The 15,149-nt window shown below is 22.3% G+C and carries 12 protein-coding genes and 3 tRNA genes; 2 read left to right on the top strand and 13 right to left on the bottom strand.

The genetic code is table 11. The annotated features are described in order from the left end of the window. Positions 1 to 3 precede the first annotated feature (3 nt). The 7 genes from H0H62_RS00200 to H0H62_RS00170 form a co-directional block, all read right to left on the bottom strand. Positions 4 to 774 carry an MBL fold metallo-hydrolase gene (locus H0H62_RS00200; protein WP_185860752.1) on the bottom strand — a complete coding sequence of 257 codons (771 nt, stop codon included), beginning with the start codon at positions 772 to 774 and terminating at the stop codon, positions 4 to 6. Beyond that, positions 771 to 1,757 (bottom strand): recombinase RecA, encoded by a 987-nt coding sequence (recA, locus tag H0H62_RS00195; RefSeq protein WP_185860751.1) that lies wholly within the window; start codon positions 1,755 to 1,757, stop codon positions 771 to 773. The genes H0H62_RS00200 and recA overlap by 4 nt, the downstream gene beginning before the upstream one ends. A 103-nt stretch (positions 1,758 to 1,860) precedes the next feature. Next, positions 1,861 to 2,949, bottom strand: a complete 1,089-nt coding sequence (locus H0H62_RS00190) for a lytic transglycosylase domain-containing protein (RefSeq protein WP_185860750.1) — start codon at positions 2,947 to 2,949, stop codon at positions 1,861 to 1,863. 64 nt (positions 2,950 to 3,013) lie between these two features. Beyond that, positions 3,014 to 3,229 carry a Sec-independent protein translocase subunit TatA/TatB gene (locus H0H62_RS00185; protein WP_394366700.1) on the bottom strand — a complete coding sequence of 72 codons (216 nt, stop codon included), beginning with the start codon at positions 3,227 to 3,229 and terminating at the stop codon, positions 3,014 to 3,016. Positions 3,230 to 3,271: 42 nt separating this feature from the next. Beyond that, entirely contained in the window at positions 3,272 to 4,294 is a 1,023-nt protein-coding gene (locus H0H62_RS00180; RefSeq protein ID WP_185860748.1) for a sugar phosphate nucleotidyltransferase, read from the bottom strand. Between the two features lie 12 nt (positions 4,295 to 4,306). Next, positions 4,307 to 4,687, bottom strand: coding sequence for a dUTP diphosphatase (locus tag H0H62_RS00175; RefSeq protein WP_185860747.1), 381 nt, complete (start codon positions 4,685 to 4,687; stop codon positions 4,307 to 4,309). Between the two features lie 9 nt (positions 4,688 to 4,696). Beyond that, complete coding sequence (locus H0H62_RS00170; RefSeq protein ID WP_238784133.1) at positions 4,697 to 6,151, bottom strand: lipopolysaccharide biosynthesis protein; 1,455 nt, start codon at positions 6,149 to 6,151, stop codon at positions 4,697 to 4,699. Between the two features lie 122 nt (positions 6,152 to 6,273). Between H0H62_RS00170 and clpP the strand changes: the two genes are divergently transcribed. Continuing rightward, complete coding sequence (clpP, locus tag H0H62_RS00165; RefSeq protein WP_185860985.1) at positions 6,274 to 6,945, top strand: ATP-dependent Clp endopeptidase proteolytic subunit ClpP; 672 nt, start codon at positions 6,274 to 6,276, stop codon at positions 6,943 to 6,945. Here clpP and H0H62_RS00160 read toward each other — a convergent pair. From H0H62_RS00160 to H0H62_RS00135, 6 genes are all read right to left on the bottom strand, one after another. Continuing rightward, positions 6,943 to 7,016: transfer RNA gene (locus tag H0H62_RS00160), tRNA-Arg, on the bottom strand. The genes clpP and H0H62_RS00160 overlap by 3 nt on opposite strands. 12 nt (positions 7,017 to 7,028) lie before the next feature. Beyond that, positions 7,029 to 7,103 (bottom strand) — tRNA-Pro (locus tag H0H62_RS00155). Between the two features lie 10 nt (positions 7,104 to 7,113). Beyond that, a tRNA-Ser gene (locus H0H62_RS00150) sits at positions 7,114 to 7,198 on the bottom strand. A 57-nt stretch (positions 7,199 to 7,255) separates the two neighbouring features. Continuing rightward, positions 7,256 to 9,283 (bottom strand): HD family phosphohydrolase, encoded by a 2,028-nt coding sequence (locus tag H0H62_RS00145; protein WP_185860745.1) that lies wholly within the window; start codon positions 9,281 to 9,283, stop codon positions 7,256 to 7,258. A 125-nt stretch (positions 9,284 to 9,408) separates the two neighbouring features. Further along, positions 9,409 to 9,933 carry an Lrp/AsnC family transcriptional regulator gene (locus H0H62_RS00140; protein WP_185860744.1) on the bottom strand — a complete coding sequence of 175 codons (525 nt, stop codon included), beginning with the start codon at positions 9,931 to 9,933 and terminating at the stop codon, positions 9,409 to 9,411. A 368-nt stretch (positions 9,934 to 10,301) separates the two neighbouring features. Next, positions 10,302 to 14,078, bottom strand: coding sequence for a translocation/assembly module TamB domain-containing protein (locus tag H0H62_RS00135; RefSeq protein ID WP_185860743.1), 3,777 nt, complete (start codon positions 14,076 to 14,078; stop codon positions 10,302 to 10,304). A gap of 26 nt (positions 14,079 to 14,104) precedes the next feature. On the opposite strand from H0H62_RS00135, the gene tsaD reads away from it, so the two are divergent. Further along, positions 14,105 to 15,136, top strand: coding sequence for a tRNA (adenosine(37)-N6)-threonylcarbamoyltransferase complex transferase subunit TsaD (gene tsaD, locus H0H62_RS00130; RefSeq protein WP_185860742.1), 1,032 nt, complete (start codon positions 14,105 to 14,107; stop codon positions 15,134 to 15,136). Positions 15,137 to 15,149 lie beyond the last annotated feature (13 nt).

The raw sequence follows: 15,149 nt of genomic DNA, 5'->3' as shown, positions 1-15,149 counted from the left end.
TATTTATTCATATATAATTAATCTATCATAAGCTATATAGACATTTTTAGGTAATTGTGTTTCAATTTCTTCGTGAAATCCAAATGTATGACTAATATGTGTAAGATAAGTCTTTTTAGGACGAATTTTATGAATAACATTTAAAGTATCAGAAAGCATGAAAGAAAAAGGATTTTTTGTTACTTTTCTTAGTATATTTAAAACCAAAATATTTACTCCTTTTAATCCTTGTATTGTTTGAATAGGAATACTGCTGGCATCCGTTATATACGCAAAATTTTCTATACGAAATCCTAAAATTGGGAGATCTCCATGCCATATAGATAAAGGAAAAATTTTAGAATTTTCTACGAAAAAAAATTTTTTATAATTATCTAATTCATGTACAGAAATATTTGAAAGATTTGATTTTTTATTTTCTGAAAAAATATAGGAAAATCTTTTCTTTAAATTTTCGATAACTCTACGTAACCCATAAATGGGAATAGGTTTATTCATGTTAAAATTAATTGGTCTTATGTCGTCTAATCCCCCTATATGATCTTGATGTTCATGTGTCATAAAAATAGCATTCAATGTTTCATAATTACTTCTTATCATTTGGTAACGAAAATCTGGCCCACAATCTATCAAAAAATTTTTTTTATCCTTTTCAATTAAAATAGAGCTTCTAAGTCTTTTATCTTTTGAATTTTTAGATAAACAGACTGGATGTTTAGATCCAATGACAGGAATTCCCTGAGAAGTTCCAGTCCCCAAAAAAGTAATTTTCATATATTTTTATATATATTTTTTTGTATTTCATTTATAATATTTTTTTTCTTTTTTAAGAATTCTTTTACAGAATCTCTTCCTTGACCTAATTTTATATCTCCATAATGAAACCAAGATGCATTTTTTTGAATAATCCCTAAATCTACTCCTAGATCCAAAATTTCTCCAATTTTTGAAATTCCTTCTCCGTACATAATGTCAAATTCAGCAATTCTAAAAGGAGGAGATAATTTATTTTTTACTACTTTGACTTTTGTTCTATTCCCTAATATTTTTTCTCCGTTTTTTATTTGATTTCCTTTTCGTATATCTAATCGTATTGAGGAATAAAATTTTAAAGCATTTCCTCCTGTTGTTACTTCTGGATTTCCATATCCTCCTATCTTTTCTCTTAGTTGATTAATAAATATAAGTATGCTTTTAGATTTTCCTATACTTGAAGTGAGCTTCCTCAAAGCTTGAGACATTAATCTTGCTTGTAATCCAATTTTAGACTCTCCCATTTCTCCTTCTATTTCACTTTTAGGTGTTAAAGCAGCAACTGAATCAACTACTATTATATCAATCACACCAGATCTAATTAAATTATCCACGATTTCGAGTGCTTGTTCTCCATTATCTGGTTGAGATATTATTAATTCTTTTATATTAACTCCTATTTTTCTAGCATAAACACGATCAAAAGCATGTTCTGCGTCGATAAAACTAGCAAATCCTCCTAATTCTTGAGATTGAGTTATAGCATGTAAAGCAAGAGTTGTTTTTCCGGAAGATTCTGGTCCAAATATTTCAATAATACGACCTTTTGGAAACCCTTTTATACCTAAAGCAATATCTAAACTTAAAGATCCAGAAGAAATAATTTCTAAATTTTCTATATGAGAATCTCCCATTTGCATCACAGTTCCCTTTCCATATATTTTATCCATTTTTTCCAAAATAAGTTGTAAGGATTTTCTTTTTTGTTCAATTTTTTCGTTCATAATTTTGAAAATAAATTTTTTTAAAAGAATTAAAGAAATTACTTTAATTCATAATACATAATATGTTTCCATAATCTGTATTGTTTATAAAACAATTTAATTTTTATGGCTTTTTTTTGAAAAGAAATCTTTCTTTACTTCTAAAAAGTAAAATTTTATTTTTAGGCAATCTCAATTTATGACCAGAAGGGATAATATCTACAAAATATTGTGGATTTAGAAAAATTAAATCTTGATAGGAAATATTTAAATGATAAGAAAAAAATTTTAACGAAATTTTTTCTTTTATAGGAATAAGTACAGTTTCTTTATATCTGTAAGGATAAGAAGAATAATATGCAGAAATATTATGGTCCTTATAATAATTCATTACATAATTTATGGCAATAAATTTTGGAATATAATTTTGAGTTTCTTTTGGAAAAAATTCCCATAATTCCCAAAAATTTTTTTTATTTTTATGACGTTCTAATATTTTATCTACTGTTCCGGGTCCTGCATTATAAGCGGCTAAAACCAACTCCCAATTTCCTATTTTTTTATATAAAAATTTTAAATATCGACATGCTGCTTCTGTGGATTTAACTGGATCATTTCTTTCATCATAAGTATTATTACTATCGAGATTATATATTTTTCCAGTTTTTGGCATAAATTGCCAAAGACCTTGTGCTCCTGCTTTAGAAGTCACAACCGGATTTAAATTCGACTCTATAATAGCTAAATATTTTAATTCTTTTGGAAGACGGTAATGTTCTAGTTTTTCTTCAAACATAGGAAAATAAAAGTCTGATAATGAAATGATTTTTCCTATATATTTACTCATACGAAGATAACTTTCTACAGAAATATGTACAACATTATTATATTTTAGGATTTTAATTTGAGATTTTTTATTTAGAAAATTTAATCTTAGTCTTAGTTCTTCAGCATTGATATTGATAATAACAATATTTTTTTTATGATTATGAGATATCTTTTTTGCAGATAAGAATTTTTTCTTCCCTACTAACATTTTTTTCCATAACCTTTCTATATATATGTTATTTAAATCCAATTTTGGATGATAAATATTTTTATGAAAATTGATTACATTTTTTTGTTCTAATAATGATTTTGATATAGATTGAATTACCAAACTTTTTAATATGAATACAAAAAACATAAAATTTCTTACCGTTGTCGTTCCCATTATTAGTTTCTAAAATTTTAGAAAAAAAGGACGAATAAACAAACATAAAGTGAAAGAAAAATTTTTATTCTTTTTTCGATTCTGAATCTTTTTCTTCTTCTTCTGATTCTGATTCAGAAGCTTTTTTGAATTCTTTCAATCCAGTCCCCAAACCCTTCATCAATTCTGGAATTTTTTTACCTCCAAACAGTAAAAGTGCAAGAATGACAATAACCACGATTTCTGTGGTCCCAAAAGTACCAAGCAATATAGAAAAAATAGAAATAAAATCCATATACATGGAATTTTTTATCAAATATAAAAAAAATTATGAATTTTTGGTTTATCTGAACACAGAATAATCACTCAAACTTACTTTTTTCGCTTTTTCTCCTATATAAATGGAGTGATTTCCTATTATTGAACAATTTAAATTAGCATGTTTAATTATTGTATAATTTTGAATTAAAGATTTTTTTATATTACTGTTTTTTACTTTTGTATGTTTTCCTATTGATACATAAGGACCTATAATACTATTTTCAATAGTAGTATTTTCTTCTATTGAACAAGGATTTATAATCAAACTATTTTTTATGATAACTTTTTTATGAATTAATTCTGAATTTTTGGATTCAATGGATAATATTTTTGAATTTGAATAAATAGTTCTTTTTTGATTTCCAAAATCCATCCATTCCTTTACTTGTTTGCTTGTGAATTTTTCTCCTTTTCTTCTCATATTTTCTAAAGCAGATGTCAATTGATATTCTTGTTTATTTTCAATATTATGATCTAATATAGATTGTAATTCTTTTTTTAAAAGAAAACTATTTTTAAAATAATAAATACCTACAATAGCAAGATTTGATACATAATGATTTGGTTTTTCTATAAAATGAGTAATAATTCCTGAAGAATCACATTTAACAATGCCAAATAAATGAGGGTTTTGAACTTTTTTTGTCCATATTATGTTGTCTATTTTATGAGAAATTTCTTTATCAAAAGAATTATGATAGAATAAAGAATCAGAAAAGGCGACAATAATTGGTTCTCCTGTTAAAGAATTTTTAGCTTGTAATAATGCATCTGCAGTTCCAAGTGGAATGATTTGATAATATATAACAGGATGAACACTCATATCATGAGATAGTCTGATTAATTGTTTTTCGATTTTATTTCCAAAATTTCCTATAATAAAAACAATTTCTTGTATAGAAAAAACTTGAATAAGTTTGGATAAACTTTCCAACAGTCTTCTCAAGATTGTTTTTCCTGCAATAGATATCAGTGGCTTAGGAGTATTTAAAGTATGTGGAAGAAGACGTGATCCTTTTCCAGCCATAGGTATTATAATTTTCATATCATTTATTTTTTATATTCCAGTACTTCCAAAACTATTACTTCCTCTTACACTTAAACTTAAGTCAGAACATTTTTTCCATTTTATTTTTCTAATATTTTTAAATATATTTAATATCACTAATTTTTCACCGGGGACAATCATTATATTTTTATACAAAATATTTATTATAATTATTTTAATTTCTTCATATGATGTATGTTTTTTATTTTTTGTTAGATGAATGACACAAATAGACTCTATAAATTTTTTTCTCAAAAAAAAAGAACATCTAGTATCTTTCGATTTTTTAATTAAAACACCAGTTGAAATCAACTTTCTTCCTAAAAAACTAATGAAAATAGATTTTTTTATGTTAGCGATTAAAGTGGATTGATATATTTTTTTATGCAAAACTTACTCTTATTTAATTAGATTCATAAATCTTTTTTTTTCTAAAAAAGAAACAATTATTAAATACAATAATTGTAATAATAAACTAAATTCCAGTTTTTTTTTTATCATAAAAACGATAAAAATTGCAAATAAAAAATGCATTATAATATTTCTTATTTTTTTATTACAAAATTTAAAAAATTGTTTTTTCCCCCAAATGTATAAAACTATTAACATAGATCCATAAGATGTTAAAGTTCCCCAAGCAGGGATCATAAAACTATTATCAGAAATGAAAATAAAAATAGAATTAAATAAAAAAGTGATTAATACACCGATTAAAGATATATAAGATCCAATAATCGGTTTATCTATAATTTTATAGAAAATGGATAAATTAGTGTAAACTCCCAAAAAAAGATTTCCCATCATTATTATAGGAATGATAGGATTAGCTATATGATATTTTTCATCAATTAAAAATTTCATAAAAATGTTAATATTTCCACATACTAACACATAAAAAATGAGTCCAAATAGAATAAACATATAAGTGATTTCTTCATAATAATATATTGCATCGGCATCTTTAGATTTTTTAAAAAAAAAAGGTTCAATTCCTAATCTAAATATTCTAATATACAGACTCATAAAAGTAGCTATTTTATAGCAAGCAGAATAGGATCCATTAATTTCATCTGAAACCCATCTTTTAATCAAAATTTTATCCAAATTTTCATTAATGGAAAAAGCAATAGTTCCGATCATAATAGGAATTCCATAATTTAACATATTTATAGCAAGAATTTTGTCAAATTTTCTGATAGTTACTTTTTTTAAAAGAATAGGAAGTATTAAAAATAAATTTCCTAAAGAAGAAATCATATTTGCAAAAAATATATAACCGATTTTATCGGTAAAAGAACTTACCCATTTAAAAATAAAAAATAAGCAAGTTTTTTGCCCATGGGTATTATTAGAATTAATAAATAAATATATAATTAGAAATGATTGTATTAATATATTTACAATACTTATTATAGAATATTGGAAAGGTTTATCATTTGCACGAAGCCATGCCATAGGCAGAACACAAATTGTATCAAAAAATATAATTAAAAAAAACATAATAAAATATTCTGGATGATTATGATATCCAGCAATAGAAGACAAGTATCTTGTTAAATTTATGAATATTATTAAAAAAAAAGAACTTATTAATAGCTGTATTATAACTCCAGTTGAAAAAACAATTTCTTGATTCGAATTTTTTTTGTATAAAAATCTAAAGTAAGTATTTTCTAATCCGAAAGAAAGAAATCCTATAACCATAAAAGATAATGCGTACATATCTGTATAAAGAGAAAATTCTTCTCTTTTAAAAAAAGCAGTGAAAAATTTTAAAAAAGCATAATTAATAATTCTAGGAAAAATAAATCCTATAGAATATATAATTGTTTGTATTGCTAATTTTTTGTACAAAATCAATACTTTTCAGATTAAAAGTTTCTAATTTCTACATTTTTTTTATGCATGTATCAACTTTTTTTTCAAAATTTTATGTAGAAGAAAGTAACTTTGATAAAATTTTCAATATAAAAAAAATGGATTATCATAAAAAATCAAAAGAGTTTATGTTGTATGCCATAAAACATAAGAAAATTAGCAGCTTAACAATAAGTGAATATATTAAGTTCATGACTCCTTATATTGTTGAAGAAAGAAAATTAAATGTAGCTCAAATGGATGTTTTTTCTCGTTTAATGATGGATAGAGTAATTTTTTTAGGAACTCCAATAGAAGATCAAGTAGCAAATATAGTGCAAGCTCAATTATTATTTTTACAATCCGTAGATCCTGTGAAGGATATACAAATATATATAAATTCTCCAGGAGGAGATGTTTATGCTGGATTAGGAATATATGATACAATGCAAATTGTAGAACCAGATGTAGCAACTATTTGCACTGGAATGGCCGCGTCAATGGCCGCTGTATTGCTTTGTGCAGGAGTAAAAAAAAAAAGATCAGCATTAAAACATTCTAGAATCATGATTCATCAACCTATAGGAGGGGCAGAAGGACAAGCTTCAGATATTGAAATAACAGTTCGTGAAATTTTAAAATTAAAAAAAGAACTTTATGAGATTATATCAAAACATTCAGGATTATCTATTGAAAAAATAGAAAAAGATTCAGATAGAGATTACTGGATGACCTCTTTAGAAGCCAAAGAATACGGAATGATAGATGAAGTTTTAGAAGCAAAAAAATGATCACGACAGGATTCGAACCTGTAACCTACTGCTTAGAAGGCAGTTGCTCTATCCGTTTGAGCTACGTGATCTCAAAATAAATATCGGGGTAGCAGGATTTGAACCTACGATCTCCTGGTCCCAAACCAGGCGCGATAACCAAACTACGCTATACCCCGTTTTTTTTTGCGGAGAATGTGGGATTCGAACCCACGCAATATTTACATATTGACAGTTTAGCAAACTGCTCCGTTAACCACTCCGGCAACTCTCCAAAAAAATACAAATCTAAAGTAGATCTATTAAATAACCAAATAATTTATATATAGAATTAAGGATTAGGATATTCTATTCTAGTGTGATAAATATTCCTTAATTTTTTTTTCATAACTTGTTTAACTTTTTCTATTTCTCTTAAAGTAATATCTGCATTAGAAAATTGATTTTCTATTTTTTGTTTTTTTATTATATTTTCTACCAAATTTTCTAAATCTTTAGTAGATGGATTTTTTATACTTTTTGAAGCCGCTTCTACAGAATCAGCTATCATGACAATGGCAGTTTCTTTGGAAAATGGTTTAGGACCAGAATATTGAAATTGTTTTTTATCTATTTCCATATTTGGATATTTTTTTTTTTGTTTTTCATAAAAATAATAAACAAGACTCTTTCCATGATGAGTGCGTATAAAATTAGTTACAGGATCAGGCAAATGATATTTTTTTGCAAGTTCTACTCCTATTGATACATGTTCTAAAATAATTTTAGCACTTTCTTCTGGAGTTAATTCTTCATGAGGATCAATTATATTATGTTGATTTTCTGTAAAAAATACAGAATTTTTAATTTTTCCTATATCATGATAAATTGCACCTATTCTTACTAATAGAGAATTAGCTCCAATTGCGACAGCAGCTTCTTCTGCAATATTTGCTACTGTTAGAACATGCTGTAGAGTTCCTGGGGCTTTTTGAGACAATAATCTTAATATGGGGGTATTGGTATCTGATAGTTCTAATAATGAAATATCTGAAGTTAAATTCAGTAATTTTTCAAAAATAAATATTAGTGGATGAACAAATAAAGTTAAGATTCCACTAAAAAAAAATAAATAAAAAGTATATAAGGAAATTTTTTCTAAAGATCCTTCACGGATTAAAGTAAGCAAACTAAAAGTAATAATATAAGTAATAGTTATTTTTACTGCAGCAATAAATAGATTTTTCATTCTATAAATATTTTTTTTTGTCAACATAACTAAAAAACCTGCAGTGATTTGAATAAAAATAAATTCAAAATTATTTGGTATAATTAAGGATAATAATAAAATGGTTATTAAATGAATGAAAATACTCAAGTTTAAATTGAAAAAGGCACGTATACTTATGGGAAGTATACAAAAGGGAATTATATATAATATTTTAGAATTATATTTTAAAATAGTAATAGTAATTAATGATATTAATAATATATTTATAATAAAAAAATTCACTTCTCTATTATTATTAAATATTTTATTTTCAAAGTAAAAAATATATAATATAAATAAAGTAAATATTAGACTTATTATTAAAAAATGTCCTACAACAAGACAATAATATTTTTTTTTATTCCATACTTTACTTTCATATTCTTTTTTGAAGTGGAATAAAATTTTAAATTTATTTTTATTTATAGTATCATGATTATTAATAATATTGTCTCCTTTTCTAAAGGAATATTTTATTTTTTTAATAGATTGTATTTTTTTATTCAAAAAAAAATCGGTATGATATTGACTATAAAATAAATTAGGAACGATAATTTTTTCCAAAAATTTTTTTAAGCTTTTTACATTATTACTTTTTTTTCTAAAATTTTTTTCGAGAATATTATTTACTTTGTTATGAGTAAAAATTTTTTCATATAAAATTGGAATCCATTTTTCCTCATTTTTGAAAAAAATTGTGTGAGTTTTATTCTCTTTTATAAGATTATTATCTCCTTCTATATATCCATATTTGTATATTGTGTTGATTATTCTATGAATAGTTTTATAGTAATTTTTATTTTTTTTGATAAAAAAAAATTTTTTTAGCTTTTTTTTTATGCTTTTTACTATTTTTTCATTCTGAATACAGAATATTTCTTGCCTTTCTTTTAAATTTTTTATTTCTAAATCAATATCTTGATTATCTTTTAGAATTAAAAAATTAAATGGCGAAAATAAATCTCCGTAAGACCAAGTTTTTCCTTCTGAAAATTCATATTTTAAAATATCTTTTTTTGGGAAAAAAAATGTCAATAATAAGATTGCAATAATTAAAACTAAAATTTTATATGCAATATTTTTATTATAAAACTTGAATAAATTATCCATTACCTAAAAAATTGAAGCTTATGAAATTTTTTCGGAAGGATAAATTTTTTTCTTTTTTAAAGAAAAAAAAGAAGCTTGATATTGAAATGATAGAAAAATTATAATAATTAGTAATTATTATATCATTATAATGATGTTTTTTTTTTATAATATGTTTTATGTCTTTGTAGTATGTTGGATAACAATCTATTTTCATCATTTATGCTTTCTTCTAAACAAATAGTAGATTCTGTTCTAAGTACTCCTTTTATTTCTCCTATTTTAGAAATAACATCTCTTGCATCTAAAGGATCTCTAGCAATAATTCTACAAAACAGATTATATTTTCCTGAAGTGATATATAGTTGGACGATATTCGGTATTTTTTTTAATTCTTCTTTAACAAATTTAGATTCGTGAGAATCTGATAAAATACCTACAAAAGCTATTAAATGAAACCCTAATGATTCATATCCTATAATTAAAGTACTCCCCTTTATAATTCCTGCATCTTCTAATTTTTTTACTCTCACATGAACTGTTCCAACAGATAATGGTTTAATTTCTTTACTAATTTGTTTACTAATTTCAGTATAGGGAGTTCTAGCGTTAATATTTAGTTTTCTAACAATAGTGTTGTCAATTTCGTCTGTATTATATCTTAGAATCATTGTTTTATATTTTTGTTTTTTTTTAAATAAAGGTATTAAAAATACCAAGATACAAAACTTTCTTTTTAAGAAATAGATTATTGTTTTTCAACATATTTTTTACAATTTTAATTATAGTATAGATAGAAAAAATTTATAAATTATATTTTCAGTCAATTATAATTTTTAATGTAATATTAAATATAAATGGATTTCATGTTTATTGATTTTTAATATCAATATTTTATTTATAATTATAAAATTATTTTTTAAATGTTATTAGTTAATGTATCCGTATTATTTTTTTATTGAAAAAAACTATTATAATAGAAATAATGATTTTTAGCATTGAAAAAATATAATAATGATTTACAAATTGATTTAATTTATTATTGATTACTATATAATAGTATATTTTTTAATTTGTTCAAAACAATTCTATATATAGAAAAATATAAAAAATTTTTTATAATATCATTTTTTATAAAAAATTTTCCTAACATTAGGATAGATACAAATTGTATTGTTTTTTCCTCAAAAGAATTTAATTGTTCTGATAATATTTTTTGGATATTTTCATTACTTTCAGGAAATAAAATATCTATATTAATATTAGGTTTTTCTATTTTCCCCAAAATATGAATTCTTAATTCTGTAAATATCATATTTTTATGATATGGTGTATTTTTTTTTATAAAATTTATATATTTAATAACATTGTATACGTATTTAGTTTCGTAAGCAATTAGATCAATATTTGATTGATAAAAATCATTTTTCCAAGTAATAGATCCTCCTGGTTTTATTAAAAATTTCTTTTCTAATTTTATTGGAATTCTTGCATTTTTATAAAAATGATATAATCCATTTTTTACAAAAAAACTACCACTTGTTTGTATATTTTGGTTATATATTTTTTGAAAAAAAAGGAAACCTTCTCCTATCAATTCAATAAAGTGATTTTTATTTAAAAATATTGATATTTTTGTATTTTTATTTATAATAGTATTTACATCTATTAATAAATAATTATCTTTTTCTTTTTTTTCATATGCATTTTGTTTTTTATGTTCTAATATTTTAGGATTAATGTATAAATGAGAAGAATTTAAAATTTTTCCATTGTTCATAGAAATACGAATTTTATTTTCTTTTTTTGTTATTTTAATTTCTCCATGAGTAAATATTTTTCCAAATAAAAAATTATTTTTTTTTCCATCCGAATCTAAAACAAGCAAATTTTTTGTATTAATAGATAATTTTATTAAATTCCATTGAATAAGGTTTTTATGTGAAAAAAAACCATTAATGTATCCTTTTGTATTAGATTTTGTTTCTACAAAATAAGAATTGGATAATCTACAAGATTCAGAAATAATATTAATATAAGCTTGACTTTGAATTTCATAATTTGTATTAGTAGAATGTATTTTGATTCCGAATTTTTGAATATTTAATTTTCCAAAATAATGAAGATCATTTAAAAAACCAAAAACTTGTATTTTTCCTGTCATAGTTCCTCTTACTTCACTATTCATTTTTTTCCAAAAAAAAGAAAAACTATCTATTTTAAAATTTTGAATTATTATATTTAAATTCAGTTTAGATGGAATTTTTAATTCATTTTTAATATTTCCAAAAACTTTTAAAATATCATAAGAATTTTTTCTAATAATTCCATGAATTTCATAATTTTTTTTATTTTTATGAAAAGAATAAATGTAACAATTTCCTAAAACTGTTTTTCCAATTGAAAAATTTTGAATTATTACATGAATATTAGGTTCAATTTGATTATAAACATTTTTACACAAAAAAGTCCCGTTTATTATTCCATCTATATTTTTATTAAAAATGATTTTTTTTAATTGTACGTTTTTTAGGTAAAATTGAAATATTTTTTGTTTATTTTTAATACCATTTGCATTAATAATAATTTTTTCTTTTTCATAAGAAAGAATAATATTATCAATAATATATTTTTTATTGGTTAAATCAATTTTAATAGCTCCCGAATTATGATCATAATAATCAATAAACCAATTATATCCATTTATATTTAATTTAGAAAAAAAAGGATAAAATATTAAAAAATTTTCTTTTTTCTTGCAAATTAAATTTAATCTCTGTTCGTTGTATTCTTGTTTTTTAAATTTGAAAAATAACTTAGAATTTATTTTCCAAAAATTATTTTGATTTAAAACAGATATATTTATCTGTTTAAAAAACAAGTTTTTGTAAAAAATTTTTTCTGCATAAATCTGTATTTTTTTTATAAAAGAATAATCTACTATAACAAATAATTTTTCAATAACAATATCATTTAATTGTATAGATTTTGTATAACAAATTATTTTAAACGCATTATCTTTTTTTTCTCCTGAAATTTGAATATCAGAAAATATATTTTTATTTTTTATTGGTTTAATAAAATCAAAAAAAGATTTTTTTATTAAAAAATTAAAATTCACATATTCCTTTTTATAAGAAATGTTGAACAAATTTTTCCATTTTATACATACATCAATATGACCAATAATCATATCATGTATATTTATCTTAATCTTTTGAAAAGATTGATTCTTATTATTTATAAATATTATTTTTATATTTTTTTTGATTTTATTTTTATTGTATATGTCAATATATATTTTTTGAAAATGTGGAAATATTTTGCCTATAAAATGGATTTTATGTTTTGAATGAGAAAACAATAGAGTTATAAAAAATTTATAAATATTTCCTTTAAAATTCATAACACATAAATTTGATAACGTGTTATCTATAAATAGGGGAACTTTTGTTGGTAAATAAAAAATATTATTCTTTTTTTTGATAAGATTGATCAAAATATATTTTTTGTCTATGATAATTCTTCCTGAATATTTATTATTAAAAAAATCAACGTTAGTATATATTTTAGCTGAAAAAAAACAATTCTGAACAATCCCTTTTATTTTAAGAAAACTCCTTTTATTTACACCAAAGGATAAGGTAATATCTCCTTTATAAAAAATAGATTGATTTAAAATAAGTCTTGAAAATTGTAATTTTGAATCAAAATTATATGGAATTATTTTTTTTATGTAATAAGGATTAAATTGTATAAAAGCTTTAAAAAATTTGATTTCTTTCCATTCTTTTTTTGCATAAAAAATATGAATTTGATTTGCAAAAAATTTGTTTTTTTGTGAATCTTTTATAGAAATATGGTAAATAAAAAATGTTTTTTCTTTAAGATTAAATTTTCCATGAAGACAAGCTCTAATAAATACTTTATAGTGTAAATTCCATTTTTTATAAAAAAAAATTCCTAAATCTGGACCTAATTTTGATCCTTTAAAAATTTTACATTGTATGTTTTTTTTTGGAAAAAAAATTGTACTCCCTTTATCTTGAAATAAGATAAAATTTCCTTTCAGATAACTAATAGGTGTTTTTATTAAAAAATTATCAACCTTAAGTTTTGAATAATAATAATATGTTAAATTAAAAAATAAATTTTCTATTACAGGAAATTTATTTTGTTTTATTAATTCTTTAGATTGAAAAGACAAAATAGAAGCTTTTATTTTTTTATTATCCATTCTAAAATTAACTATACAACTAGAAAAAAAATGTTGAAATTTTTTATTAGAATTTGTATTTTGATATGTAAAAAAAGATTTATTAATTGTTAATTTTGAACAGGTTATAATATTAAGTTTATTTAATTTTTTTCTTTTTAAAATATTTCTTATAAATCTTATAAAAATAATAATATTATTTTCTTTTTCTAGAAAATATTTTTTTATAAAAAAAGAAGAATTTTGAATAAAAAAATTTTTTATTTTTAAATGTTCTGAATTTATAAAAATAAAATAAAGTAAATTATTAATGGATATTTTACATTTAGATAAATGAATAAAAGAAAAATGATGATGATCTAAAATATGGACATCATAAAAAATAAGTTCTTTTTTTAAGAAATTAATAGAGGCATGTTTTATGGTAATTTTTTTATCAAAATGATTTTTTATTTTTTTAATAAAAATATTTAAAATAAATGTGGAAACTTTTTCTTTTATCTCTTGTTTATGATAAATAGCAAAAAAAAATAATCCTAATAAAAAAAATAAAATAAGGATTTTGGTTTTTTGAAATTTATGGAAAAAAACATTATTCATTTTCAAAGATATTGTTATTTTTTTTTATGAAAAAAAAACCTATAATTATTGGGATAGAGTCATCATGTGATGATACTGGGGTCTCTATCATTAAAAATAGAAGTGTATTGTCTAATATTATTATTCATCAAAAAATTCATAAAAAATATGGAGGAGTTGTTCCTGAAATAGCTTCAAGATTACATGATCAAAACATCATAAAGGCAGTACAAAAAGCTATTTTTTTATCAAAAATAAATCTAGATCAAATTGATGCTATCTCTTTTACTTTAGGTCCTGGATTAATTGGGTCTTTATTAGTAGGAGCTGCTTTTGCAAAATCATTTTCCATGGGATTAGGGATCCCTTTACTAACTGTAAATCATATACAAGCTCACATACTTTCTCATTTTATACAAAATGCTAATATTAATAATTCTTATCCAAAATTTCCATTTTTAGGTTTAGTTATAAGTGGAGGTCATACTCAAATTATAAAAGTAAATGATTTTTTTAAAATGGAAATATTAGGATCTACTTTAGATGACTCTGTAGGAGAAGCTTTAGATAAAATAGCTATAATGTTAGGATTTTCTTACCCTGGGGGTCCTATAATAGAATTTTTTTCTAAAAATGGAAATGACAAAAAATTTATTTTTTCAAAACCCATGGTGAGAGGGTTAGATTTTAGTTTTAGTGGATTTAAAAGCGATGTCTCACAATTCATAAAAAAACAATTAAAAATAAATGCATTGTTTGTAAAACAAAATATACCTGATATTTGTGCTTCTATACAAAAAATTATAGCAGAAATACTTTTAGAAAAAATACAAAAAGCTATTTTAAAAACTGGGATTTCAAGAATAGTTTTAGCAGGGGGGGTCTCTTCTAATCATGAAATTAGAAGAATGTTTATGTCTTTTGCAAAAGAAAATAAAAGGTGTGAAATTTTTATTCTAAAAAAAAAATACACAACTGATAATGGTGCTATGATAGCTATTACAGGACTATTGAAATATGAAAGAAATTTACATGATTCTATTCATGTCACTCCATATTCTAAGTTCAAAATATTTTGACAGTAAACTTATT

The organism is Blattabacterium cuenoti (assembly GCF_014251695.1).
Taxonomy (GTDB): domain Bacteria; phylum Bacteroidota; class Bacteroidia; order Flavobacteriales; family Blattabacteriaceae; genus Blattabacterium; species Blattabacterium cuenoti_T.
The sequence above is the reverse complement of the archived record's forward strand: the minus strand, read 5'-3'. Positions and strand labels throughout refer to the sequence as shown.